This window comes from Streptomyces sp. NPDC026500 (assembly GCF_055567635.1).
In genome coordinates, this window is the sequence record NZ_JBVHQB010000018.1 from 97,771 (window position 1) to 122,234 (window position 24,464).

Consider the following 24,464-nt stretch of genomic DNA (forward strand, 5'->3'; position numbering starts at 1 on the left):
TTCGGCCTCTGTCCAGCCTCAGTTCCAGGTCCTCGCGCGCAGCGGCATCCCGGACGAGCCCGTCCCGCCAGGGGTCTTGACCGCCAGGACCTGGTTGACACCGATCTGGTTGCGTTCGAAGGCGACCGCGCTGGCCGCCATGTACAGGCGCCAGACGCGGGCCCGGCCGACGCTGGTGAGCCGGACGGCACGGGACCACCCGCTCTCCAGGTTGGCGACCCAGCGGCGCAGGGTGAGCGCGTAGTGCTCGCGGATCGCCTCGACGTCGCGCACCTCGAACCCGGCTCGTTCGAGCTGCGTCACGGTCGTCCCGAGGGGCGCGAGTTCGCCGTCGGGGAAGACGTAGGCGTCGATGAACTCGTCGACGGAGTACGTCGATTCGTCCCGCTGCGGACGCCGCGCGATCTGGTGGTTGAGCAGCCGCCCGCCTGGCTTGAGGAGGCGGTTCAGCACCTCCGCGTACTCCAGGTAGCGCTCGGCGCCGACGTGTTCGGCCATACCGATGGACGAGATCGCGTCGTAGGGCCCGTCGGCGACGTCCCGGTAGTCCTGCACCCGGATCTCCACCTTGTCGGTCAGCCCCTCGTCGGCGACCCGCTTACGGGCGTACACGGCCTGTTCCTGCGACAGCGTCACCCCGACCACCCTCGCGCCGTGCTCGCGGGCGGCGTGGATGGCCATCGAGCCCCAGCCGCAGCCGACGTCGAGGAGCCGCTGACCGGGCTTCAGACCCAGCTTCCCGGCGATGAGTTCCAGCTTGTCGCGCTGGGCCTCCTCCAGGGTGGCGCCCTCCTCCCAGTAGGCGCACGAGTAGACCATCGACGGGCCGAGGACGATCTCGTAGAAGTCGTTGCCGACGTCGTAGTGGTGGCTGATGGCCCGTCGGTCGCTGCGCTTGGTGTGCAGGTGGCGACGTCTGCGCACCTCCTCGACGGGCGGGGCGGGCGGCAGCGGCAGCCCGGCCAGCTTCACCAGCCCGCGCACCGCGGCGCGCACCCCGGGGTCGCGCAGCGCCTCCCCGAGCCCGCGCGCGTCCTCGCCGCGTTCCCAGACGAACCCGGACATCAGGTCCAGGGCGGTGTACAGGTCGCCCTCGACACCCAGGTCGCCGGAGACCCAGGCGCGGGCGAGTCCCAACTCGCCCGGTTTCCACAGCAGACGGCGCAGGGCCCGCCGGTTGTGGACGACGAGCGCCGGAGCCCCGGGCGGACCCGCTTCCGAACCGTCCCAGGCGCGGATGCGCAACGGGAGGGGGACTCCCAGCATCTGTTCGACAAGGCTCTTCAGCCGCGGCGCGGCATCCTGCATGGCGTATACCTCCGAGACAACACTCCCGAACGCTCCGACACCACGTAAACATCTACCCGCTCAGCGCGCAGTCCGTCCTGCGCGTTACAGATTCGCAAAATACGTGTACGCGCCACGTTTTGCGCGCCGGTCTGCGCACCGTGTTTCACGCGCCGCACCGCGCGCCTCGGGGAAACGCCGAAGGGGCCGCCCGCACCACGGATGGCGGGCGGCCCCTTCGGGGCGTTCGGTGACCGGAGGTCAGGAGGCCTTGGCCTTCGCCTCGGTCTTGGCGGCGGGCGCCGGGGCAGCCACGGCCGGAGCCGGCTTGGCGGCCTCGTAGAACTCCTCGCGAGGAGATTCCATGGCGCCGAGGGAGACGACCTCGCGCTTGAGGAACATCGCGAGCGTCCAGTCCGCGAAGACGCGGATCTTGCGGTTCCAGGTCGGCATGGCCAGACCGTGGTAGCCACGGTGCATGTACCAGGCGAGACGGCCCTTGAGCTTGATCTTCGTCTTGCCCAGGACGATCATCGCGACGCCCTTGTGGAGGCCGAGACCGGCGACCGCACCCTTGTTGGCGTGCGCGTACTCCTTCTGCGGGAAGCCCCGCATACCGGAGATCACGTTGTCGCCGAGGATCTTGGCCTGACGCAGCGCGTGCTGAGCGTTCGGCGGGCACCAGGCGTTCTCGACGCCGGCCTTGCGGGCGGCGACGTCCGGCACCTGGGCGTTGTCGCCCGCGGCCCAGATGTAGTCCGTGCCCTGCACCTGGAGGGTGGTCTGGGTGTCCACGTGGCCACGCGGGCCGAGCGGCAGACCGAAGCGGGAGAGAACGGGGTTCGGCTTGACGCCGGCCGTCCAGACGATCGTGTTGGAGTCGACCTCGAGGCCGTTCTTCAGCACCACGTGACCGTCGACGCAGGAGTCCATGGAGGTGGAGAGGTAGATCTCCACACCGCGGCTCTCCAGGTGCTCCTTGCCGTACTGGCCGAGCTTGGGGCCGACCTCGGGAAGGATCTTGTCCGCGGCGTCGACGAGGACGAAGCGCATGTCCTCGCGGGACACGCTGCTGTAGTACTTGGCCGCGTCGCGGGCCATGTCCTCGACTTCACCGATGGTCTCGGCGCCGGCGAAGCCGCCACCCACGAAGACGAAGGTCAGCGCCTTGCGGCGGACGTCCTCGTCCGTGGTGGAGTCGGCCTTGTCGAGCTGCTCGAGGACGTGGTTGCGCAGGCCGATGGCCTCCTCGATGCCCTTCATACCGATGCCCTGTTCGGCGAGGCCGGGGATCGGGAAGGTGCGGGAGACCGCGCCCATCGCGATGACGAGGTAGTCGAAAGGCAGCTCGTACGCCTCGCCCACGAGGGGGGCAACGGTGGCGACCTTGCGGTCCTGGTCGATGGTGGTGACCCGGCCGGTGAGGACCTCCGCCTTGGGAAGTACACGTCGCAGCGGGACGACGACGTGCCGCGGGGAGATGCTGCCGGCGGCGGCTTCGGGGAGGAAGGGCTGGTAGGTCATGTACGACCGGGGATCGACGACCGTGACGGTCGCCTCTCCGTAGCGCATCTGCTTGAGGATGCGCCGAGCTGCGTACAGGCCTACGTACCCACCGCCTACTACGAGGATCCTGGGACGCTCCGTGGTGCTCATGCCATCGAGTATCCACCCGCTCCAGGGGGGTCGCTCGTGCGCCCCTTCACAAGCTTGGGCGGGGGCTCTGCTACACTCCGCCGCCCACGTGATCGAGGTCATGGCAGCCGGGGTAAACCACCGTACGGTTCGTACCGTTGTCAACACCGCGTGAGCTGCACTCCAAGCCATTCGGCCCAGCGGACCGCACCCCTGTTTCACCACTCGGAAACACGGTCGCAACGCTCCTTGGAGCATGCTGCCCGACCGCCTGAGCCCTACGAAAGGGCCCAACTGGCCTCTTCCTCGCCCAGCAGGGCTTTTTTCCTTGTGAAGAACTTCACGAAGTTTCTCGACGGGGCCTCACCTAAGGGGTTCCGTGACCCCCTCGGGCACGCTCATACGTTATCCGACACGCTCAGCCGAGGCTACCGATCAGTAGCAAACGAGACCTGAACCACGCCCTCGCGACACCTCCGGACATCGTGTCCAGGGCTCCGTTCGGCCCGTGCAACGACGACGGCCCCGGTCCCTCGGGAAGAGGTACCGGGGCCGCCCCACGTCCGCTCTCGACGCGTCTCGACGCGTCACCGCACGTCAGTCGTCCCGCCCGCCCGCTTCGGCGTCTTCCGCCACCTTGAAGGCGATGCCGTCGAGGATGTCGTGCTCGCTGACCACGACCTCCGCCGCCCCGGTCCGCTCCATGATCGAGAGCAGGACGAGGGCGCCCGCCCCGATGACGTCCACCCTGCCCGGGTGCATCGAGGGGATCGCCGCGCGCTCGGCGTGCGTTGAGCGCAGCAGCCACTCCGTGATCTCGCGGACGCGGGCGAGGGAGATCCGCGAGTGGTGGATCCTCGCGGAGTCGTACTCGTCGAGTTCCAGCGCGATCGCGGCGACCGTGGTGACCGAGCCGGCCAGCCCCACCAGGGTGCGCGCCTCGCGCAGCGGGACCGTCTCCTCGGCGAGGTCGAGGGCGGCCTCGATGTCGGCACGCATGGCCGCGACCTGCTCGGCGGTGGGCGGGTCGGTCACGGCACCGTCGTGCACGAGGTGACGTTCCGTCATCCGCACGCAGCCGATGTCCACGGAGCGTGCCGCGCGCACGTGGTCGGCGCCGACGACGAACTCGGTCGAGCCGCCGCCGATGTCCACGACCAGGTAGGGCGTGGCGAGGTCGTCGCGCCCGGCCAGTTCCTTGGTCGCGCCGGTGAAGGAGAACTCCGCCTCCTGGTCCCCGGTGATGACCTCCGGCTCGACGCCGAGGATGTCCAGCACCCCGCGCACGAACTCGTCCCGGTTCTCGGCGTCCCGGGAGGCCGAGGTGGCGACGAAGCGGAGCCGCTCGGCACCGTGCTCCTTTATGGCCGCCGCGTACTCGTGGCAGGCGGCGAAGGTCCGCTCCAGCGCCTCGGGGGCGAGCCGGCCGGTGCGGTCGACGCCCTGGCCCAGCCGGACGATGGTCATCCGCCGGTCCAGGTCGGCGAGTTCGCCCGTCCGCGGGTCGGCGTCGGCCACCAGGAGCCGGATGGAGTTCGTACCGCAGTCGACGGCCGCGACCCGGGTCACTGGCCCTCTCCGGGCGCGGCGTCCTGCGCGGAGTCACCCTCGTCGGCCGTGTCACCGGCGTCCTTGGCGGGCCCCGTGGAGCCGTCCTCCGCGGGGAGCGTCACGCAGGCGCCCTTGCGCCACCACTGGGGCAGCATCGCGATGGCCTCGTCGCCGAGCGGGTTGACGCCCGGTCCGGCGGCCAGCGAGTGGGCGACCAGGACGTGCAGGCACTTCACCCGGTCCGGCATGCCGCCCGCGCTCGGGAAGCCCGCCAGGACCTCGATGGCGTCACGGCGCGCGATGTAGTCCTCGTGCGCGGCGCGGTAGGCCGCGGCCAGTTCGGGGTCGGTGGCCAGCCGGTCGGTCATCTCCTTCATGACCCCGTTGGCCTCCAGCGTCCCGATCGCGGACGCGGCCCGCGGGCACGTCAGGTAGTACGTGGTCGGGAACGGCGTCCCGTCGGGGAGGCGGGGCGCCGTCTCCACCACGTCCGGCTGACCGCAGGGGCAGCGGTGCACGATCGCGCGCAGCCCGCGCGGCGGCCGGCCGAGCTGCTGCTTGAAGGCCTCGACGTCGGCGTCGGTGGGCTCGGTGCGCGGGGTGGTGGGGGGTGGCGTTTCCATGCCGTGAGTCACGTGTCTTTCTGGTCAGTTCATGGGTCGTCACTGGTCGGCGGCGTCGGACTTGTCCACGCCGTCCCAGACATTGGTGTACCAGGGGCGGTCGGCGGTGCCCTGTTCGGCGCGGGCCTGCTTCGCCGCGTCCGGGTCGATCACGACGTAGCCGGTCTCGCCCGGCATCACATAGTGCAGTCGCTGCCGGATCTGCTGCTTCGCGTACGCGTCGTCCTGCCAGCGCGCCTTGAGGTCGCGCAGCTGCTCGACCCGTTGCCGGGCCTGCTCCCGCTGCCGCTCCAGGTCGGCGACCTGGGCGCGCTGGGAGACGTACTGCCGCATCGGGTACGCGAGGGCGACGATCAGGGAGCACAGGACCAGGGCGAGCAGCGCGGCCCGGCCGGTCAGCCGGGAGCGGCGCGCCTGCCGTTTGGTCTGGGAGCGGTAGACCCGGGCCGCCGTCTGCTCGCCGAGCAGCTTCAGCCTGGTCGAGGTGGAGAACCGGTCCCGGTCCTTCACGGCCATGAGTCCCGCCTCCCCAGTTGCCGGCCCGTCGATGGGGCCCGTCACGCGCGTACGTCCCCGCACACGGTACGGGACCGGGTGCGGGGACGTACGGACGACGCTTCCTGAGCCTTGCGGGGTCAGTCCTTGAAGCGGGGGAACGCCGAGCGGCCGGCGTACACCGCGGCGTCGTCGAGGATCTCCTCGATGCGCAGCAGCTGGTTGTACTTGGCGACGCGCTCGGAGCGGGCCGGGGCGCCGGTCTTGATCTGGCCGCAGTTGGTGGCGACGGCCAGGTCGGCGATGGTGACGTCCTCGGTCTCGCCGGAGCGGTGGGACATCATGCACTTGTAGCCGCTGCGCTGGGCCATCTCGACGGCGTCCAGGGTCTCGGTCAGCGAACCGATCTGGTTGACCTTGACCAGCAGGGCGTTGGCGGTGCCCTCCTCGATGCCGCGGGCCAGGCGCTCCGGATTGGTGACGAACAGGTCGTCGCCGACGATCTGGACCTTGTCGCCGAGGCGGTCGGTGAGGACCTTCCAGCCGGCCCAGTCGTCCTCGAAGAGCGGGTCCTCGATGGAGACGAGCGGGTAGGCCGCCACGAGCTCCTCGTAGTACTCGGTCATCTCGGCGGCCGAGCGGGACTTGCCCTCGAACTCGTACTTGCCGTCCTTGTAGAACTCGGACGCGGCGACGTCGAGGGCGAGCGCGACCTGCTCGCCGGGGACGTAACCGGCCTGCTTGATGGCTTCGAGGATGAGGTCGAGCGCGGCGCGGTTGGAGTCCAGGTTCGGGGCGAAGCCGCCCTCGTCGCCGAGGCCGGTGGACAGGCCCTTGGACTTCAGGACGGACTTGAGGGTGTGGTAGACCTCGGTGCCCCAGCGCAGGGCCTCGGAGAAGGACTCCGCGCCGATGGGGGCGATCATGAACTCCTGGATGTCCACGTTCGAGTCGGCGTGCGACCCGCCGTTCAGGATGTTCATCATCGGAACGGGCAGCAGGTGCGCGTTCGGGCCGCCCAGGTAGCGGAAGAGCGGCAGGTCGGACGCCTCGGAAGCGGCGTGCGCGACGGCGAGCGAGACGCCGAGGATGGCGTTGGCGCCGAGCGAGCCCTTGTTGTCGGTGGCGTCCAGGTCGAACATCGCCTGGTCGATCAGGCGCTGCTCGGTGGCGTCGTAACCGACGAGCTCCGGGCCGATCTGCTCGATGACGGCGAGGACGGCCTTCTCGACGCCCTTGCCCTGGTAGCGGTTGGGGTCGCCGTCACGAAGCTCGATGGCCTCGAACGCTCCGGTGGAGGCGCCGGACGGAACGGCGGCACGACCCGTGCTGCCGTCGTCGAGGCCGACCTCGACCTCGACCGTGGGGTTGCCTCGGGAGTCCAGGATTTCCCGGGCTACGACGACGTCGATGGACGGCACGAGCATCTCCTTCTGGGATGTGACGCGGGTATGCGGGGCTTGGCAGCCCTGCGGGATGAGCCTATCCGGCCCAGGGGGATCGGCCAGCCGATCGACCACCCCTTGAGCAGAAGTGAGAGTACATATTGTTCCTGAACGGAACAAAAAAAGAAATGAAAAACCCCGCTCCGGCGCGTGCGGGGGAACACGCACCGGAGCGGGGAGCCCGTGGGGACGGGGCCCTCACCAGGCCTCCGAGGTGGAGGCCCGGCCGATGAGGGAGCTGTCATTCAGCTGGGGCGATGCTGCGCACGGCCGGGACCACGGTCACCCTCCGCCGAAGGCGACCCCGTCGGGCCGGCGTGCGGCCGCGCTCAGCGGAGGTGCAGCTGCTGGCCCGGGTAGATGAAGTCGGCGTCGGCGACGATGTCCTTGTTCAGCTTGAACAGCTTCTGCCAGCCGCCCTTGACGTGCTTCTTCTCAGCGATCGAGCTGAGGGTGTCACCCTTGACGACCTTGTACTCGCCGTCACCCTTCTTGACCTTCTTGCCGGTCGGGGTGGTGACGGTCTTCTGGGCGGCGGGGCGCTCCGCGGAACGGGAGGCGGGCTGCTCCGTCGTACGGGTGGTGGGGGCGCTCTGCGAGCCGCTCGACGAGGAGGAGCCGGAGGAGGTCGACGGGGCCGAGGCGCCACCGCTGTACGCGGCGCTCGACAGGCCGGTGCCACAGGTCGGCCAGGCACCCTTGCCCTGGGCGGCGAGAACCTTCTCGCCGATGGTGATCTGCTGCGACTTCGAGGCCTGGTCGGCGGTCGAGGCGTAGGCGGTGCCGCCGTACGCGGCCCAGGTGGAGGCGGAGAACTGCAGGCCGCCGTAGTAGCCGTTGCCGGTGTTGATCGACCAGTTGCCGCCGGCCTCGCACTGGGCGACGGCGTCCCACTCGGAGGCGGTGGCGGCGGAGGCGTTGCCGACAGCCATCAGCGGGGCGGCGATGGCGACGCCGGTGACACCGGCGAGCGTGGCGACGCGGGTGGCCTTGTTCGGGCGGCGGTGCTTGCCCTTGCTGGAAAACAGCATGGAGTGATCCCCTCACCGACGCCTGCGAGGTGAGCTGTCGGGTTCGGGCCGGTTGAGTTGCCCGGCCGCGTGTCGTCGACCCCGTCTCCAGGACGTCCGACACGCGACTTAACCCCAAGCCGTTTCCGGGTGTCTCTCAACTCCCGGACGCGGCGCCTACCTTGGGTCCCCCGCTCCTGCCTACGGCGCATGACGCGACGACTGTTCCCGTACGGCCGCTGGCAGGATTCGGCGTTGTGACCGTCGGGGCCCGCTGTGGCGAGCGGTCACGACCGTAAGCAGTCGATCGGCGGAATATCAAAGACGATCAGGGCTTCTGAGACTCATGTCTCACTCGCACCAAACCGGACATTCCACAGCGAACCATGACGTGAACTCCCGCTAGTTCTGCACCGTTTCAGCAGTGCCGGCAATGCTCCGACCGGGGACGACGAGGCCGGGACCGTCGGTCGCCGCCGCGCCGTACGAGGCGGACAGGTCGCCCGATCCGCCTTCGAGGCCGAGGACGTCGGAGACGTTCCAGAGATTCGTGCCGGCGTCCACGACGTACGGGTTGTCGACGGCGTCGCTCGGGGCGCTCGAGGCGTGCCGCCCCGTGGCGTTGTCGGCAGGGCTGCCGGTCGCGCTCTCCGCGGCGTCTCCGCCACGATGCCGCCCGGTGCCGGCGCTCGCGGCGTCGGAGGCACTCGAAGAGGCGTGCTTCTGTCCGGACTTGCCCGACTCGTCACCCTTGTCGGTCGCTCGGGCCGAGGCGCTGGGGCTCGGCGAGGCGTCGGGCTTCCCGGCGCCATGGGTCGCACCCGAGGATTCACCCGAATCGGTCGAACCAATCAGATCCGACAAAGAAGATGAACTGGGCGAAGTGGACAAACCGGAAGAGCCGTGTGAGCCGGCGTCATTCCCGCCACTCGACGAACCGTCGGCCACGCCCGTGTCGACCTGGACCTCGGCCGAGCCCTTGCTGAGACCGGAGAGCGGTCCGCAGGTCGGCCAGGCCGCGAGACCCTGGTCGTCGAGCAGCTTCTCGGCGACGGCTATCTGCTGCGAGCGACTGGCCTGGTCGGCGCTCGGGGCGTACTCGAGACCGCCGTACGCCTCCCAGTCCTCCTGGTCGAGCTGGAGCCCGCCGTAGTACCCGTTGCCCTGGTCGGCGCTCCACGCGCCACCGCTCTCGCACTGCGCCACCCGGTCCCAGGTGGTCCCGTCGGCCGCGCTCGCACCCGACGCGGCGAGCAACGGGATGACGATGGCCGATCCGGTCACTCCCGCGGCGACAACGAGGGCAGGGGCTTGACGAGGGCGACGGTGACGGCCGTTCCCGGAGAGCATGCGGAAACCTTTCGCGTGACAGCGGGGGACCACCGCGGCTCCAGCGAAGTAAGAAGCGGAGCCGCCGCGTTGATGGGTGAACGTAGCCGGACTCGATCACTTGTCACAAGTCGATGCAGTACAGATCACGTGAAGATCACAGATTTGATGGATCGTCACGTTCCGGTAGCCGGAAAGGTGCCCTTTCCGGTATTCGGGAGAACTTCCCGGAAAGGGGTTCCGAAGGGTCGCCGATGAACCGATCAGGGACTATTTGACCGGGGTGAACTCCACAGGAAGCGTGCGCAATCCACGCATAATGAGCCCCCCGCGCCAGCGCAAATCGGCCGATTCTCCTGCGAGTTGGAGGTCGGGCAGGCGGTTGAGGAGCGTGCCGAGCGCGGTCTGCCCCTCCAGTCGGGCGAGCGGAGCGCCCAGGCAGTAGTGGATGCCGTGGCCGTAGCCCAAGTGCTGAAGGTCACGCCGTGCGAGATCGAGCGTGTCCGGCTGCTCGAACCGCTCGGGGTCGCGGTCCGCGGCGGCGAGGACCACGAGCACGGGGTCGCCGGCCGCGATGTCCTGCCCGCCGATCCGCACGTCCTCGGTCGCGAACCGCCAGGTGGCCAGCTCCACGGGCCCGTCGTAGCGCAGGAGCTCCTCGACACCCGTTTCGAGCAGCCCGCTCTCCCCGGCCGCGAGGGAGGCCTGCAGACGCGCCCGCTGCTCGGGGTGGGTGAGGAGGGCGTGCATCCCGTTCCCGATGAGATTGACCGTGGTCTCGAACCCCGCGAAGAGCAGGATGAAGGCCATGGCGGCGGCCTCGTTCTCGGTGAGGTGCTCGCCGTGGTCGGAGGCGCGGATGAGCCCGGAGATGAGGTCCTCGCCGGGTGCGGGCTCCGCGGTCAGCGCCTCGCGCTTGCGGTGGATGAGCTCGGCGAGATACCCGCGCATCTTCTTGACGGACCGGGCGACCCCGCCCCTCGGCCCGCCGCCGTGCCGGATCATCATCCCCGCCCAGTCACGGAAGTCGTCCTGGTCCTCGCGCGGGACGCCGAGCAGGTCGCAGATGGCGTAGATGGGGAGCGGGAAGGCGAACTCGTGAATGAGGTCCGCCGAGCCCCTGGCCGCGAACTCGCCGATGAGCTGATCCGTCAACTCCTGCACCCGCGGGGCGAATTCGGCGACCCGCCGCGGTGTGAACGCCTTGCTGACGAGCCGCCGCAGCCGGGTGTGGTCCGGCGGATCGATGTTCAGCAGATGCGTCATCAGCTCGGCCTTGCGCTCCCCGGGAATCCCGGTCCTGCCCTTCGCGTGCGCGGGCTCGGCGTGATGCGCGGGATTCTTGGACAGCCGCTGGTCGGCGAGCGTCTGCTTGGCGTCGGCGTACCGCGTGACGAGCCAGGCCTCCACCCCGCTGGGCAGTCGCGTGCGGTGCACGGGAGCGTGCTCCCTGAGCCAGGCATAGGCCGGGTAGGGATCGGTGGCGAACTCCCAGGTGAAGAGTTCGGGGGCGGCGCTGGCGGAGGCTTCGTGCTCGGTCACCCCTCGACCGTAACCGCAGGAGGCGGGCACTCCCGGGCCGACCGACGATCGGGACTCTCGGGCGGGGCCGGAGACCGCGCTCGGGCGCCACTGGAGGCTGCACTCGAGCGACGCTGGAGGCTGCACTCGAGCGGCACCTGGAACGGCGTTCGGGCGGCAGTTGAGGCAGTGTTCGCGCAGCACCTGGGCGGCATTCGTGCGGGATCCGAGGAGCACGGTGTCCGGTGCACGACGGCGACGGAGACCGTCCCCACCCATTTCGCCCCAGGCTGTCCGGACATGGCCGACTGTTTGACTCGGCCTCTCGGCACCTCCCTACATTCACGCAGTGGACCCCGAAATACTCAGATCCAGCTTCGCGGTCGTGGAAAGACGGGCCGAGTTCGCGGTCAAGTACTTCTACTCGCACCTCTTCCGTCACAACCCGGAGCTCCGCGCGCTGTTCCCGGCGGACCTCCCGCAGGACATGGAGCGGCAGCGGGACCGGCTCTTCGCGGCGCTCACGTTCGTCATGGACGGGCTGGAGGATCCGGACCTGCCACGGTATCTACGGGATCTCGGGCGCGACCACCGGAAGTACCTGACCCAGCCGGAGCACTACGCGGCCGTGGGGGCGAGTCTGATCGCCGCGTTCGCGGTCGTCGCGGGCTCGGCCTGGAGCGCCGAGGCCGAGAAGGCCTGGGCCGAGGCGTACGGGTCGATCGCCCAGCTCATGCTCCAGGGCGCCGAGGAGGCCCAGCACCACGGCGAGCCCCCCTGGTGGGACGCGGAGGTCGTCTCCCGCACCCGGCACGGCGACGACCTCGTCGTCCTCACCCTGCGGCCACGCCAGCGGCTCACCTACTCCCCCGGTCAGTACGTCAGCGTCAGCGTGTCCCATCTGCCGTGCGTCTGGCGCCCCTACTCCCTCGCCAACGCGCCCCGCGCCGACCGCACCGTCGACCTGCACATCAGCCGCGTCGAGGACGGCGTGCTCTCCACCGCCCTCGTCAGGCAGACCCGCGTGGGCGACGTACTGCGGCTGGGCGCACCCGGCGGCGGCCTCACCCTGCGGACACCGGCCGACCGGCCTCTGACCCTCATCGCGGCCGGCACGGGCTGGGCGCCGGTGAAGGCCCTGCTGGAACAGCTCCACCCCGCCCACGAGGCCCGCCTGTTCCTCGTCGCCCGTGACATCGCGTACCTCTACGACCGGCCCGCCGTCGAACGCCTGCGGGCCAGGCTCCCCAAGCTCGCCGTCACCTTCATCACCCCCGCGCCCGGCCGTCCCAAGGCCCAGGCGACCGAACGGCTGCTCACCGCGCTGGGCAACCGGGCCGGCTGGACCCGGCACGACGTCTATGTCGCCGGGCCGCCCGATCTCGTCGAGGAGGTCGGCGAGACCCTGCCCTCCCTGGGCACACCGGCCGACCGCGTCTTCCACGATCCGCTGCCGCCGACCGGGGAGAGCCGTCCCCGCCCGGTGGGCGCGGCGGAGTGGCTGCTCGACCGCCCCCCGCCGACCTGGCACAACCCGTCCGGCCGCGCCCCGGGAGCGTGACACCGGCCCCCCCAGGCCCAGCCTCGCCATACCCCTTATTACGTCCTACTCTTCACCGCCCCCGTGGGCGTCCTCGCGGTCGTCCTCGGTGTCCGTCTCCACGAAGCCCTCCGCCCCGCGGATCGCGTCCCGGTACGCCCGTGCCGCCGCCCGCAGCGCCGCCTCCGGGTCCACGCCCTCCGCCTCGGCGCGCACGGCCATCGCCAGCAGCTCGTACCCCACGCCCTCGCCCGCGGGCAGCGGGACCTCCAGTCCCGCCGTACGCACCCGGGACGACAGCTTGGCCGACAGGGCCAGGCCCGGCTGGCCCAGCGGGACGCCCTCGGTGACGGAGGTGCGCCGCTTCTCCTCGGCCTTGGTTCGCAGCCAGTGCGCCTTGACCTCCTCGGGCGTCGTGGCCGTCTCGTCGCCGAAGACATGGGGGTGCCGGTGGATCAGCTTGGCGACGATGCCGCCGGCCACGTCGTCGATCGAGAAGGGGGCCTCCACGTCGTCCTCGGCGATCCGGGAGTGGAACACGACCTGAAGCAGGACGTCGCCGAGCTCTTCGCGCAGCTCGTCCCGGTCGCCTTCCTCGATGGCCTCGACCAGCTCGTACGCCTCCTCGATGCCGTACTTCGCCAGGCCCTTGTGTGTCTGCTGGGACGACCAGGGGCACTCGCCGCGGATGCGGTCCATCACCTGGACGAGGTCGAGCAGGCGGGCGCCCGGCAGGTCGTACGAGGCGGGGAGCAGCTCCAGGTCCGGCATCCGTATGCGGCCGGAGCCCGCCAGCCGGGCCAGACCGTCGGTGAGGCGGGGCTCGCCCTCTCCACTGGCGACGACGACCAGCGAGCGTCCGCCCGCACACGCGTCGACCAGCTCCTGCGCGGTCGGGGACTCCTCGTCGACTCTGACACCGGCTTCGCGCAGATACGGCACCTGCGGATGCCCGGGGTCCGCGCACAGCACCCGGTCGGCGCCGCGCAGCGCCTGCCAGGCCGGCCAGGACAACAGACCGGGCGCGACACGGTGGCTGGTGGTGAGCAGGACGATACGGCCGGGGTCGGGGCCGACGGCGGTCGTGTCGGCAGCGATCCGCTCGTCGTCGCCGAAGCTGCTGGTTGCGTTCACCCCTCGAACGTAACCCACACCGCCGACAGCCCCTGCGGTTGTCCACAGGCCTGGGGACACCGCCGAGCCCCGAAGGGCCCGGCGACGGTTAGGCGGGCTGCTGGGTCCCCGCCGACGAGACGTCCCGCAGCCACGGCGTCTTCGCGTCGACGCGGCTGCTCTTCTGGACGTCCCAGGCGCCGTAGCGCGGGTTCAGGTCGACGTGGAGCTGCTTGGAGGCGGTGGACATCGCCTTCCAGAAGGTGGCCTTGCCGTCGGTGGTGTTCATGTCGACACCGAGTGCGGCGGCGAGTTTCCGGGCCTCGATCTCGGTACGCAGGCTGTCGTCGAGGCGCTTGGGCGCCACGCCGTAGTTCGACAGCCAGGCCGTCTCCAGGGCCTTCGAGCCGCCCGCCTGCTGCTCGAGGGCCGACCGCATCTGCTGGGAGTCCTTGCGGGTGACGGTCACACCGGCGTTCTTGGCCGCCCGGTCCAGCACCCGGTCCAGGACCATGCCGTGCAGGGTGTCGCGGGTGAGGGTGCCGCTGTTGGCGATGACCTGCTCGTACTGGGCATCGTCCTTGCTGGCGGCCCGCTGCGCCGAGCGCACCTCGTTCACCCGGCCCTCGAGCTGCGCGACGGTGATCCTCTGGCCGTCGACGACAGCCGCGGCGCCCGGATGGGCGTCGCTGCCACAGCCGGTCAGCAGAGGGGCCGCGGCGACGATCGCGGCGGAGAGGACGAGCGCGGTGCGACGGCGGCGGTGCAAGGAAGCCTCCCGAGGAGATTGTGCGACGGTGCACAAAGTCTTGCGGTGATCGATGGTAGGCAGTGGTCGGCCTCCCGGCCAGCCATTCGACCAACGATTCACCACGACTTCAGGCACCGTCGCGCGATCCTCGCCTCGCGGAAGGCCCCCGGTCCGCTCTTACGAGTGACCACACCCGGTCGATCACCCGGTCGACCGGGACCGCCGGCGTCCCCTCGTACGGTCGATCGCGTCCGCCCGCCGACCGGCCTGTGCCGTTGCTGTTTCCGTCGGTTGTCCACCGGTGTGCCCGGTGGTTCCGGTGCACCGGCGATCACCGGTGCGCCCGGTGTTCCCAGCCGTCCTGGCGTTCCGCCAGGCATCCCGCTAGTGCCCGGCGCGCCGGGGCCAGGCCGTCCAGGCGTGCACGGCAGCCCCGGCCATCGACAACAGGATGAGCAGCAGGTCGTCGGCGAACTCCAGCCCGTGCGTGGTCTCGGGCGTGAAGGAGAGCTGCATGACCCATGCCACCAGCACCGCGCAGAACACCCCGAAGGCGGCCCAGTCCGCACGGGTACCCCTCCGCAGGGCGATCAGGAGGGACGGAACAGGGCACCCGCCAGCCCGGCACGGACAACGGACGGGACGACTAGCGCCGGAATCCTTTCGACCCTCATACCCTGCTCCTCCTGCAGATGTTCGTCGGACGTTCTCAGTCGCTCTTCGGACGGTTGCGTATGTCAGCCGGTGATGGCGACCGGCGCGTCCCAGGCGTCGCGGTCCACGGTGATCGTGTAACCGCCGCGGACCTCCTTGCTGTTGACCATGTACTGGTGGGCGCGGCTGTGGCCGGGGTACTGGGTGGCGCCGAACGGCCAGTCGGTGGTCGTGGTGTTCGTCTTGTCCCACAGCGCGTACCAGAGGTTGCCCGGCAGATCCGTCTTGTCGGTCGCGGTCGCGACGGCCTTGGCGCTGGAGCTGGTGAAGCCGTAGTACCCGGTGCGGTACGTCTTGGCGTGCAGGGCCTTGTCGAAGGCGCGCACGTACGTCAGCACGGCGTCGTTGCACGCCTTGTCGGTGATGTCGTACGACTCCATGTCGAGGTAGACCGGGCTGCCGGCCTTCATGCCGAGGGCGGCGGCCTTGGCGACCGCGTCCGCGCCGTCGGTCGCGCCCATGGACGCGGCGGTCGAGGCGGTGAGCTTCTCGGGGCTGCTGCCGGTCTGGCAGGACGGCTGGGCGCCGACGTACAGCGGTATGAGCTTCCAGCCGAGCGCGCTGACCGACTTCACCCAGGAGGCGGTCAGGTTGGGCTGGCTGCAACCGCGGTTCTTGCCGCCGACGTAGACGGCGGCCGCGCCGTAGAAGCCGGTGTTCCAGGCCTTCATGGCGGCCGGCGAGGGGGCTGTGCAGGTGTCGAAGGCGCGGCCCGTGAAGGTCTTCTGGGCGGGCCACGTGGTCGTCGCCATCGACGCCTTGGCCGCGATCCCGGCTCCGGCGACCACGGCCGCTCCCGCCGTCGCCCAAGCGATGTAGCGGCCCTTCTTGGACATCCGATGACCGGACATTCCCACCCCATTCATGACACGCACGTCACAGCACGCAAAACCTGGTCGACCCGTGAACCCAGGACGACGAAAAGCGATCAAGCATAAAGAACGAATGGGCCCCTGATGCGGCGCCCCCACCCGGCCCGCCCGCGAAGGGCGCCGACCCCCTGCGCCGGGAGCGGATCGCACCGTAACCGACGCCACCCCTTCACTCGGGAAACGCTGAACCTCGTTCGCCACAAGATTCTCTCAAGGCACAGCAAAAACAGGTGCGTTCAGGGAACCCGAACTCACCGATCCCCGTCTTTGCACAGTCTTGACACGAACATGACTGTGTGCTCCCTGTGTGCCTTTAGAGTCCGTTCGGGCCGAAGGCCCCGCTCGGACGGGCACTCGGCCCCTCCGGACCGTCACGTCGAAGGACATCAAAGATCCCGATGCGTCATCCCTCCCGCGCGGCCAAGGCGCTGCTCGCCGCCGCCGTGCTCCCGCTGGCCCTGACCGCCTGCGCCTCAGCGACCGGCACTTCGTCGTCGTCCGCCACGGCGAAAAAGCCCAAGGACCCCAACGCCGGCCTGCTGACGGGCGCGCAGCTCAAGAAGGCGCTGGCGCCCGCCTCCTTCTTCGCCGCCGGTTTCGCGGTCGACCCCAAGGGGGCGCGGGACTCCGGCACCACGTACACCGCGCCGAGCTCCTCCCCCGCCGCGAAGCCCGACTGCAATCTTCTCGGCGGCACCAGCTGGATAACGGTCACCGGTGACTCGGGCGTCTCCTTCGCCGAGAACGACTACGTCAGCAAGGCCACGTCCGAGGACATCGCGCAGGAGATCGACACCTACCGCGGCACGAGCGCGGCGACCGTACTCGCCGACCTGAAGAAGGTCGTCGCCGCCTGTGCCGGTTACACCGACTCGGACAGCCACACCAAGGTCCACGTCGCCGGTGCCGACACCGCCGGTCTCGGCGACGCCGCGTACACCATCACCCTGACCAACAGCGCTTGGCAGAACGGCATGACCCTCATCGCCGCGCGCGCCGGAACGGACGTCGTCACGGTGATGTCCACGGACGGACACGACAACGGCGCGGCCACGGGGAAGAAGCTGGCCGACCGGATCGTGACGTCCCTGAAGGGCGAACACGCGCACGCCTGACCCGTCGGATGGGAGCATGACGCCCCCGAGAGGTTCCTCGGGACCCGGGAAACCTCTCGGGGGGCTCGGGTATTCGGGGGTGTGATGGACAAGCGTTTGGAAGCCGGCTGGTTCCAGCGGCTGGTGTGGTCGGTTCTGGCGGTCGGGTCGCTCGGTCTGCTGGTGTGGGTGCCGTTCCTGTACGTGGCGATCCGCCGGGGCCGGGGCTCCGACTGGGGTGTCTTCTCCTCGTTCGCGCTCTACGAGCTGGTGACGCTGCCGTGGGCGTCCGTCCAGGCGGACGCGGGGGATCCCGTCCTCGGGGCGACCGCCTGCGCCACCATCGCGATGGCCGTGTGGCTGCTGATGTTCCCGCTGTTCGACAAACCCACGCCGAAGAACACCATGGTCGGCGCGGGACCGGCTCCGGCCGCCTGGCCGGGCCAGGCACCCGGCAATCCGTATCTGCGCTGACGCCCGGAAACTCTTGCGGACAGGCACCCGGCGGCCCCCGCATCCGCGTCCGCAGACACGGACGCGGACGGACGCCGGACGGACACGCACCCGGGCGCCCCGCGTTCGGGCGAAGGCGCCCGGCGCAGCGTATCCACGCACCGGCGCCCGGCGGGTTCATCCCCGCCGGGTGCCGCGCAGGATCCTGACGGCCGGCCAGGCCAGCAGCCCGCCGGCGCACCAGAGGAAGACGGTGAGCGCGGCCCACTCTCCGAAGGTGGTCTCCGGATCGGAGACGCCGAAGACGGTGTAAATCAGGGCCAGGAGGCACCAGAGCCCGGCGAGGATCCCGAAGATGACGAGGACCGCCGTCTGACCTCCGGTACGTCGCGTCGTCGCCCTCTGCCGACCGGCCGAGCCGGAGTCCCGGCCCTCACCCTCCCTGCCCTCAGCCTCCCGCTCCGTGCCCTCACCCTCCCGAGTGGCGCGTTCGGGACGCCGCGTCCGGGGCGGCAACTGCACCACCGCGCCCGGAGGCACCGCCGCGTCGATCGTCGCCATGGTGTGCGCGTCGATCCCGTACGCCCCCGGCTCCACCTCCACGCACAGCCCGTCGGTGCCGATGAGCCGACGGCCGCCGTCCGGCCAGGTCAGCAACGCGGCGCAGTCGCGGTAGAGCACGGTGGCCGCCTCGCCCCCCGCCGTCAGGCTGACCCCCTCGCCCCCGACGATCAGGGCCGTCCTGTCCTTGCGTACGGACTCGAACCGCTTGCCCGTGACGGCGTACGAGGACTTGGTCGGGGCGGCCGTGTAACCGGCCCAGTCGGCGCTGTGCCCCGAGGGCACCTGGAGCAGCGCCGTCCCGGCGGCCTCCAGCGCGACCGCGTGCACCTGCTGCGGGGTCGTCGCCCACAGTTCGGCCCGCAGTTCGTCGAGCGCGCGCGGCGGCCGGTGGGCGAGCAGGTCCTCCGCGGCGCCGGGCAGCCGTCGTACGGCCGCGTCGGGCGCGGTCAGCGTGGCGTCGCTGCGGCCGCGTACGGCGTCCAGGTCGGCCTGCGCGATCCGGCCGACCTGGAGCCCCGCGAGAACGTCGACGAAGCCTCCGAGCACCGCGTCCTGCTTGGCGGCCAGGGCGTCCGCGAAGGCGGTGACGGTCGCGAAACCGTCCCGGCGGGAGGTGTAGTCACTGGCCGCCGTGTACGAGTAGCCGCCCTCCTGGCGGAGCGAGCGGGAGAGTTCGCGCTCCAGGACGCCCGCGTACATCCGGGCGGCGGTGGTGTCGGCGACGACGGCGTCGAGCAGGACACCGCCCTTGCCGTCGGAGAAGTAGGCGGGAGTCGTGGGCAGTGCGGAGGTCACCGCGGGCATCGGGCGGCGCTCGCCACCGGGCAGCTTCAGTGAGAGTCCGGCGGGCAGCCGTTCCCCCGCGATCCACAGCACGGCGTTGTCCCGCGTGAACCAGGTCGCCGCCCACCGTCGTACGTCGTCCGGCCGCAGCTGCCGTACGCCCCACTCGGGATAGCTGGTCAGCCCGTACCCCTGGGCCCCGTACCGCCACAGCGGGAGCTGTCCCACTTCGCGCCGCGCCTCCTCGGTGCGCAGGATCTCCTTCTCGGTCTCCAGCCGCTCCATGGGCAGATCGAGAAGGGAGGTGCACACGCCGCCGAGGTACGCCACGACCTCGTGCTCCGCGCCCTCCACATGGAAGTGGGTGAACGCGGCCTTGGTCGCCCCGTTGAAGTGGTAGTCGGCCAGACCCTGGCGGTACAGGGCCAGATGCTCGACCAGGTGCGTGATCCCGGCGCCGGCGAGCGTCTCGTCGGCGACACCGACGCGGAAGACGAGTCCGGCCCGCATGGGCCCGGTGGCGTACGCGAAGAGGGTCGGTATGCCGTCGACCTCGGTGTGATGGATGGCCTGGCTCATCGTCCGTCCCTACCTCTGCCGCTGCTTCTCTGTCCGTGGCTGCGTCTGTCTCTGCCTGTCGCGTCCGGCATCCGCTCAGCCTCGTCCGGTTCTTCCGGCTCTTCCGAGGGCGGCGGAACGGTGTCGTACGTATGCCTCCGCGGGTTCGCCGAGATAGCTCCACGGGTACTTGGAGGCCAGATTGCCGAGCGCGCGGAAGTGCGCGGCGGCACGGGCGGTGTCCCCGATCAGCGAGAAGAGCGCGGCGAAGTCGCCCTGGACCGCGACCCAGCCGTACGTCGGCCGGTAGTTCGGGTGCAGGACGGACCGTTCGGCCGCCTCGACGAGTTCGGGGTGGACGTTGGCCTGCCGCAGGTACTCGGTGCGCGCGTTCCCGGTGGAGGACAGAGCGAGCCAGTGCTCCAGATGCGCCTCGGCCACCAGCCCCCCGTTCAAAGCCCCTTCGGGCGCTCCGAGCAGACACTCGCGGGCGAAGCCGTGCGCCGCCTCCCAGCTCCCGCTCCACTTCGGGCACAGCTGCTGGAGCAGCCGGGCCTGTCCGGTGAAGTGGTTCGGATGGTGAGCGGCCAGCCGGTCGTATCGACGCCGTGCCTCGTTCTGCCCGAGTTCCAGTCCCCTGGCCGTGTTCAGGCGCGCGGCCCAGGCCGCGTCGTGGGTCGGGTCGAGGGCGGTTGCCCGGATCAGCAACTGTTCGGCCTGCCGCAGGTGTTCGTGCATCTGCCGGAACTGCTCCCGGCTGACGTCCTTGGCCCGCGCGGCCGTCCGGATCGACCAGCCGATCTCGATCTCGCGGCTCCCGAGCATCGTCAGGGCGAGTACGTCGTCGGGGGCGGCGGCGACGACTTCCCGCAGGAAGTGCTCGACACCGGGCACTTCGGCGACCACGCGGACGAGGAACGCCCGGTCGGTGCCGTGCGGCAGCCCGTCGACGTACTGCCGGATCGCCGCCCAGTCCCGCGCGGCGGCGACCTGCCGTAGCCATCCGGCTTCGGGAAAGGCGGAGGCGAGCTCGAAGTCCGGGGGTGAGAGGGATGCATCGGTCGGCATGGAGCGGATGGTAGGTGGCGGATTGGAAGCGGTTTCCGCCGAGGTAAGGAGAGCGTGTGGGAACACACGGGTCAAACAGTGCATACAGGAGCCGACTTGACCCGTCGATGAACGACCTTGACTCGCCCATGACTCGAACTTGAGTTCGTCTTGTGTGAAGTGATCGCCCACCTTTCGTTCGGCTTGGAACAATCCCTGGGCGGATGAGGGGAGACGGGCGAGGGGCAACGGGCGAGAGACCGATGGCGGCCGCAGGGGCAGCCGGCGCCACCGCACCCGCCGCCCCCACCGCACCCGCCTTTCCCACCGTGGTCCCCCGTCCCCACCCCGTCACCAGGAGCCCCTTTCATGGCAATGAACGCCCGCCGCGCCAGACAACTGCTGGAAACGTCGGCCCCCTTGCTGCTCCAGGGCGAGCAGGTCGAACTCACCAGCCTGGCCGGCGTCGGCACGGTCTCGGTGCGCAAGCAGGCCCTCACCACGATCGTGGTCGCGGTGCTCACCCTGGGCATGGTGGTGGCGACGGTCAGGCCGCGCGCTGTCTACGTCGTCCTGACGAACCAGCGCATCCTGTTCTTCGACGGCAACCGGGGCGGCAAGCCGGGCAAGTTGCTGATGAACATCCCGCGTCCGTACGTCACCGCGACCGCGGCCAGGAAGGCCTTCCTGGGCCTCAAGACGGTCACCCACCTGACCATCGAGGGCCAGGAGGGCGCCCTCAAGGTCGACTTCCCGGTCCAGACCCGCACCGACGGCCACGTGTTCGCCGGGGCCCTGCCGGTCACGCGCTGACACCCTCCGGGGCCGCCGCCCACGGCGGCCCCACCTCGCACCACAGCAACTTCCCGCTCCTGCCGAACAGATCGTCCCCGAGCGGGTATCCGCCCCAGGCGTCCGCGTAATGGCATACGAGGAACAGCCCCCGCCCGCCGTCCGCCTCGGCCGGCACGGGATGAAGCGCGCCGTGCCGCCTGTCGAACGGGGGCGGGATGTGCGGGTCCGCGTCCCAGACGCTGACGCGAAGACGGCCACCCCCGAGAGCACGGAGCCGAAGTGTCGCGGGCCCCGCGGAGTGCCGGTAGGCGTTCGTGACGAGCTCCGAGGCCAGCAACTCGGCCGTGTCGGCGATGCGGGCCATTCCGTGGCCGTTCAGCACGGCCCTGAGGGTGACCCGGGCGACGCGCGGCGCGAGCGGATCGTGCGGCAACTGCAGGGCGTACGTCCAAGATGGGGACGCATCGGACTTCTCCGGGGATACGGTGACCATGAACGCCTCCTGCGGTGGGGGTACTTGGTTCGCTCTACTGGTCCGGCCGGGCGGTGGCATGTCGCGGGGGGACGTACACGTAGGCACGCGGGTGTACGGGGTGGCGCGGTGCGCTTCCGGCTTATGAGCGGGGCGAGTTGAGCGGCTTGGGACTCACCGTAGAGCGATCCATGGACTACATTCCATGAATTGCAGGGAATGTAGTCCCTAATACCTTCGTGTGGGTGACCCACGCGCCAAACGTACGAACGGGAAGTCGCCGCTCATGCCGCAGCCGAGCCCTCTACCCACCGCGCGACGCCGACGGCTGGGTGTCGAACTGCGAAGACTGCGCGAGCGCGCGGACCTGTCCGCCACGCAGGCCGCCACACTGGTCGGCGCCACACAGTCACGCGTGAGCAACATCGAGGCCGGCCGCTACGGGGTCAGCGCGGACCGCGTGCGCTCCCTGGCCCGCCACTACGACTGCACCGACGAACCTCTGATCGACTCGCTCGCGGCCATGACCGGCGAACGTCGGCGCGGCTGGTGGGAGGAGTACCGCGAGATCCTCTCGCCGCGCATGCTGGACCTCACCGAGGTCGAGCACCACGCCGTCGCACTCCGCGTAGCGAACGTCATCAACATCCCCGGTCTGCTCCAGACCGCGGACCACGCTCGCGCCCTGTTCCGTCACACCGTGCCACCACTGAAGCCCCACGAGATCGAGCACCGCGTCTCGCACCGCATCAAACGCCAGGCACTCCTGCACCGCGAGCGGCCACAGCCGTACACCGCGATCATTCACGAAGCCGCCCTGCGCATGCGCTTCGGTGACCGCACCACGGTCAGGGCACAGCTCCGCCACCTCAACGACATGAGCGAACTGGACCACGTCACGATCGCCGTCATCCCCTTCGCCAGTGGCGCGTTCCATACGTCCGGCCAGGGGATCGACTACTTCCACGGCCCGGTCCACCAGCTCGACACCGTCCAGCTGGACACCGATCACGGCGCCGAACTCATCGACGCGCCAGCTCAGTTGGAGCGCTACCAGCTGGTTCTGGACCGCGTACAGCAAGCCGCACTCCCCCAGGCCGAGTCTCGCGAGTTCATCGCCCAACTCGCCAACGACCTCTGAAGGAACCTTCGATGCCCGAACTGAACTGGCAGAAGTCCACGTACAGCCAGGAGGCCTCCTCCTGCGTCTACATGGCCACCACCCCCACCGGAACGATCCTCCTCCGCGAGAGCGACGCCCCGGAAACGATCCTCACCACCGGGCCGCGCCAACTCGGCGCCCTGATAGCCGCCTTGCGACCGGCGCACCGCTAGCGGCATCGGCAACACCTCGTCCCGTTCCTCGCCGGTCCACCCAGTCACCGGCCTGCGCCGCTCAAGCGGAAGCCCGTACAACCTTTCGATGCCATGCCCTGTCTGGAAGGTCATTGTTCTCGCACCGTTCATGGTGTGTGAGCTTGACCGTTGGAGGGTCCCGTGAAGATCGGCGAGGTGCGGCGCGGGGTGTGGGCCGCGGCCGGGGTGCTGGCGGTGGCCGCGGCGGCGGTGGGTGTGCCGTCCGAGCGTGCCCTCGCTGCCGCGACCGCCGAGCGGGTGTGGAAGGTCGACACCATGGACAAGGGGTTCGTCCAGGACCGGGTGACGGGAGAGGTGAAGGGCAAAGTGAAGCCCGGAGCCGAGGTGCATCCCGGGGCGGGCTTCACCTATTTCGGCGCGAACACGCTCAAGGGCACCGACTTCTTCATGGATGCCTGGGGCGCGTCGTTCGAGCAGGAGTTCAGCAACTGCGACTACGGCACGATGCCGGTCTACATATACGAGAGCGGGAAGCTCACCGACCGGGCATTCCCGGCGGCGATCTGTCACTTCGACGACACGATCGAGGTGGGCGACTCCTTCGACGTGTCCCCGGGCCCGCTCAGGATCGACGACGACGCACGCAGCGCCCACTGGAACGGCCGGCCGGGAACCACGGACTCGTACATCGACCGGGCGAAGATGACCGGCGTCCACCCCGGCAAGGGCCCGGAACTGAAGCTCGTACCGCGCCCGGACAGCGCACCCCAGGGGAAGCCGCAGGATACCGATCTCGGAGTTGGCTACGAGGTCGACAACACGGCGGACATCGAAGCCCTCGGCGCCTCGGCGGAGGGACGGCCGGGTGACGTGGTCACGGTGGACGTCGGGTACCGCAACAACGGTCCTGGCGGAATGCCCACCTGGAGGGGCAGCGAGCCCATCGAAGACCTTTCGGTGAGGACGACGGTCATCGTTCCCCCGGGCACGATCGCGGTGAAGGTGCCGAAAGAGTGCCAGTCGTTCGACGACGGCAGGCATCCCGACGTCCACAGCTACAGCTGCGCGAACAAGGTCAACGACTGGTGGGTCGGCCCCAAAGAGCGCCTCGTGTGGTCCTTCGACCTGTACATCGACAAGGCGTCCGCCCTCAAGCCCGGCAGGGTCTCGCTGAAGGTGCGCTCCGAGCACGACAGCAACCCGAAGAACGACACCGCCGCCATCACCGTGAAGGTGCCGGGCACGACGGGCGGCACCGGTGGTACTCCGTGGATCGCCGGGGCGGCGGGCGTCCTCGCCGCGGGCCTCGGCACGGTCCTGTTCGCCGCGGCCCGCAGGCGCCGACAGTCCTGAACACGTCCCGCGACTCACTGAGATGAGGGCAGGTCGGCCACCGGCCCGGCTACGGAACAGCTCCGAACCGGAAGAGTTCCGTCGCCGGATTCCTTCCACCACACCGTTGTCAGAGGCGGTGGATATGGTCGGCGCACCTGAT

General features: G+C 70.0%; 23 protein-coding genes and 1 riboswitch. Of the genes, 7 read left to right on the forward strand and 16 right to left on the reverse strand.

What is annotated here, in order from left to right:
• Window positions 1-18: 18 nt before the first annotated feature.
• The 9 genes from ACZ4N5_RS29305 to ACZ4N5_RS29345 form a co-directional block, all read right to left on the reverse strand.
• Complete coding sequence (locus ACZ4N5_RS29305; RefSeq protein WP_467760041.1) at window positions 19-1,308, reverse strand: class I SAM-dependent methyltransferase; 1,290 nt, start codon at window positions 1,306-1,308, stop codon at window positions 19-21.
• 240 nt (window positions 1,309-1,548) lie between these two features.
• Complete coding sequence (locus ACZ4N5_RS29310; RefSeq protein WP_467760042.1) at window positions 1,549-2,943, reverse strand: NAD(P)/FAD-dependent oxidoreductase; 1,395 nt, start codon at window positions 2,941-2,943, stop codon at window positions 1,549-1,551.
• Between the two features lie 576 nt (window positions 2,944-3,519).
• Window positions 3,520-4,491 (reverse strand): Ppx/GppA phosphatase family protein, encoded by a 972-nt coding sequence (locus tag ACZ4N5_RS29315; protein ID WP_467760043.1) that lies wholly within the window; start codon window positions 4,489-4,491, stop codon window positions 3,520-3,522.
• Window positions 4,488-5,096 (reverse strand): DUF501 domain-containing protein, encoded by a 609-nt coding sequence (locus ACZ4N5_RS29320; RefSeq protein ID WP_467760044.1) that lies wholly within the window; start codon window positions 5,094-5,096, stop codon window positions 4,488-4,490. Before ACZ4N5_RS29320 ends, ACZ4N5_RS29315 begins: the two co-directional genes overlap by 4 nt.
• Before the next feature lie 39 nt (window positions 5,097-5,135).
• On the reverse strand, window positions 5,136-5,612 hold the full coding sequence (locus ACZ4N5_RS29325) for an FtsB family cell division protein (protein ID WP_467760045.1): 477 nt from the start codon (window positions 5,610-5,612) through the stop codon (window positions 5,136-5,138).
• A 119-nt stretch (window positions 5,613-5,731) separates the two neighbouring features.
• Complete coding sequence (gene eno, locus ACZ4N5_RS29330; RefSeq protein WP_467760046.1) at window positions 5,732-7,018, reverse strand: phosphopyruvate hydratase; 1,287 nt, start codon at window positions 7,016-7,018, stop codon at window positions 5,732-5,734.
• A 347-nt stretch (window positions 7,019-7,365) separates the two neighbouring features.
• Window positions 7,366-8,067 carry a transglycosylase family protein gene (locus ACZ4N5_RS29335; RefSeq protein ID WP_467760047.1) on the reverse strand — a complete coding sequence of 234 codons (702 nt, stop codon included), beginning with the start codon at window positions 8,065-8,067 and terminating at the stop codon, window positions 7,366-7,368.
• Between the two features lie 4 nt (window positions 8,068-8,071).
• Window positions 8,072-8,265, reverse strand: a riboswitch (cyclic di-AMP (ydaO/yuaA leader).
• 183 nt (window positions 8,266-8,448) lie between these two features.
• The gene (locus ACZ4N5_RS29340) at window positions 8,449-9,330 is read right to left on the reverse strand and encodes a transglycosylase family protein (protein ID WP_467760048.1); all 882 of its coding nucleotides are present in this window, start codon (window positions 9,328-9,330) and stop codon (window positions 8,449-8,451) included.
• A gap of 315 nt (window positions 9,331-9,645) precedes the next feature.
• Complete coding sequence (locus ACZ4N5_RS29345) at window positions 9,646-10,947, reverse strand: cytochrome P450 family protein (protein ID WP_467760143.1); 1,302 nt, start codon at window positions 10,945-10,947, stop codon at window positions 9,646-9,648.
• Between the two features lie 298 nt (window positions 10,948-11,245).
• Between ACZ4N5_RS29345 and ACZ4N5_RS29350 the strand changes: the two genes are divergently transcribed.
• The gene (locus ACZ4N5_RS29350; protein WP_467760049.1) at window positions 11,246-12,457 is read left to right on the forward strand and encodes a globin domain-containing protein; all 1,212 of its coding nucleotides are present in this window, start codon (window positions 11,246-11,248) and stop codon (window positions 12,455-12,457) included.
• 45 nt (window positions 12,458-12,502) lie between these two features.
• Here the strand turns inward: ACZ4N5_RS29350 and ACZ4N5_RS29355 are convergent, their stop codons facing one another.
• The 4 genes from ACZ4N5_RS29355 to ACZ4N5_RS29370 all read right to left on the reverse strand — a co-directional run bounded on the left by ACZ4N5_RS29355 (window position 12,503) and on the right by ACZ4N5_RS29370 (window position 15,865).
• A complete protein-coding gene (locus ACZ4N5_RS29355) occupies window positions 12,503-13,534 on the reverse strand; it encodes a nucleoside triphosphate pyrophosphohydrolase (protein ID WP_467760144.1) in 1,032 nt (343 codons plus the stop codon).
• 124 nt (window positions 13,535-13,658) lie between these two features.
• Window positions 13,659-14,318 (reverse strand): SurA N-terminal domain-containing protein, encoded by a 660-nt coding sequence (locus ACZ4N5_RS29360; protein ID WP_467760050.1) that lies wholly within the window; start codon window positions 14,316-14,318, stop codon window positions 13,659-13,661.
• A 366-nt stretch (window positions 14,319-14,684) separates the two neighbouring features.
• Window positions 14,685-14,834, reverse strand: coding sequence for a hypothetical protein (locus ACZ4N5_RS29365; protein WP_467760051.1), 150 nt, complete (start codon window positions 14,832-14,834; stop codon window positions 14,685-14,687).
• A 203-nt stretch (window positions 14,835-15,037) separates the two neighbouring features.
• Entirely contained in the window at window positions 15,038-15,865 is an 828-nt protein-coding gene (locus tag ACZ4N5_RS29370) for a glycoside hydrolase domain-containing protein (protein ID WP_467760052.1), read from the reverse strand.
• A gap of 419 nt (window positions 15,866-16,284) precedes the next feature.
• Between ACZ4N5_RS29370 and ACZ4N5_RS29375 the strand changes: the two genes are divergently transcribed.
• Window positions 16,285-17,001, forward strand: coding sequence for a hypothetical protein (locus tag ACZ4N5_RS29375; protein WP_467760053.1), 717 nt, complete (start codon window positions 16,285-16,287; stop codon window positions 16,999-17,001).
• 84 nt (window positions 17,002-17,085) lie between these two features.
• Window positions 17,086-17,454, forward strand: a complete 369-nt coding sequence (locus tag ACZ4N5_RS29380) for a hypothetical protein (RefSeq protein WP_467760054.1) — start codon at window positions 17,086-17,088, stop codon at window positions 17,452-17,454.
• A 156-nt stretch (window positions 17,455-17,610) separates the two neighbouring features.
• On the opposite strand, the gene ACZ4N5_RS29385 is transcribed toward ACZ4N5_RS29380, so the two are convergent.
• A complete protein-coding gene (locus ACZ4N5_RS29385) occupies window positions 17,611-19,359 on the reverse strand; it encodes an insulinase family protein (RefSeq protein WP_467760055.1) in 1,749 nt (582 codons plus the stop codon).
• Between the two features lie 75 nt (window positions 19,360-19,434).
• Entirely contained in the window at window positions 19,435-20,406 is a 972-nt protein-coding gene (locus ACZ4N5_RS29390) for a hypothetical protein (protein ID WP_467760056.1), read from the reverse strand.
• A 348-nt stretch (window positions 20,407-20,754) separates the two neighbouring features.
• Between ACZ4N5_RS29390 and ACZ4N5_RS29395 the strand changes: the two genes are divergently transcribed.
• Window positions 20,755-21,198 carry a hypothetical protein gene (locus ACZ4N5_RS29395; RefSeq protein WP_467760057.1) on the forward strand — a complete coding sequence of 148 codons (444 nt, stop codon included), beginning with the start codon at window positions 20,755-20,757 and terminating at the stop codon, window positions 21,196-21,198.
• Here ACZ4N5_RS29395 and ACZ4N5_RS29400 read toward each other — a convergent pair.
• Complete coding sequence (locus tag ACZ4N5_RS29400) at window positions 21,188-21,673, reverse strand: ATP-binding protein (RefSeq protein WP_467760058.1); 486 nt, start codon at window positions 21,671-21,673, stop codon at window positions 21,188-21,190. The genes ACZ4N5_RS29395 and ACZ4N5_RS29400 overlap by 11 nt on opposite strands.
• 265 nt (window positions 21,674-21,938) lie before the next feature.
• Here ACZ4N5_RS29400 and ACZ4N5_RS29405 point away from each other — a divergent pair, with 265 nt between their 5' ends.
• The 3 genes from ACZ4N5_RS29405 (at window position 21,939) to ACZ4N5_RS29415 (ending at window position 24,322) form a co-directional block, all read left to right on the forward strand.
• Window positions 21,939-22,793: a helix-turn-helix domain-containing protein gene (locus tag ACZ4N5_RS29405; RefSeq protein WP_467760059.1), complete on the forward strand. Its 855-nt coding sequence runs from the start codon at window positions 21,939-21,941 to the stop codon at window positions 22,791-22,793.
• Window positions 22,794-22,804: 11 nt separating this feature from the next.
• Complete coding sequence (locus ACZ4N5_RS29410; protein ID WP_467760060.1) at window positions 22,805-22,987, forward strand: DUF397 domain-containing protein; 183 nt, start codon at window positions 22,805-22,807, stop codon at window positions 22,985-22,987.
• A gap of 162 nt (window positions 22,988-23,149) precedes the next feature.
• A complete protein-coding gene (locus tag ACZ4N5_RS29415; protein ID WP_467760061.1) occupies window positions 23,150-24,322 on the forward strand; it encodes a hypothetical protein in 1,173 nt (390 codons plus the stop codon).
• The last annotated feature ends 142 nt before the right edge of the window (window positions 24,323-24,464 follow it).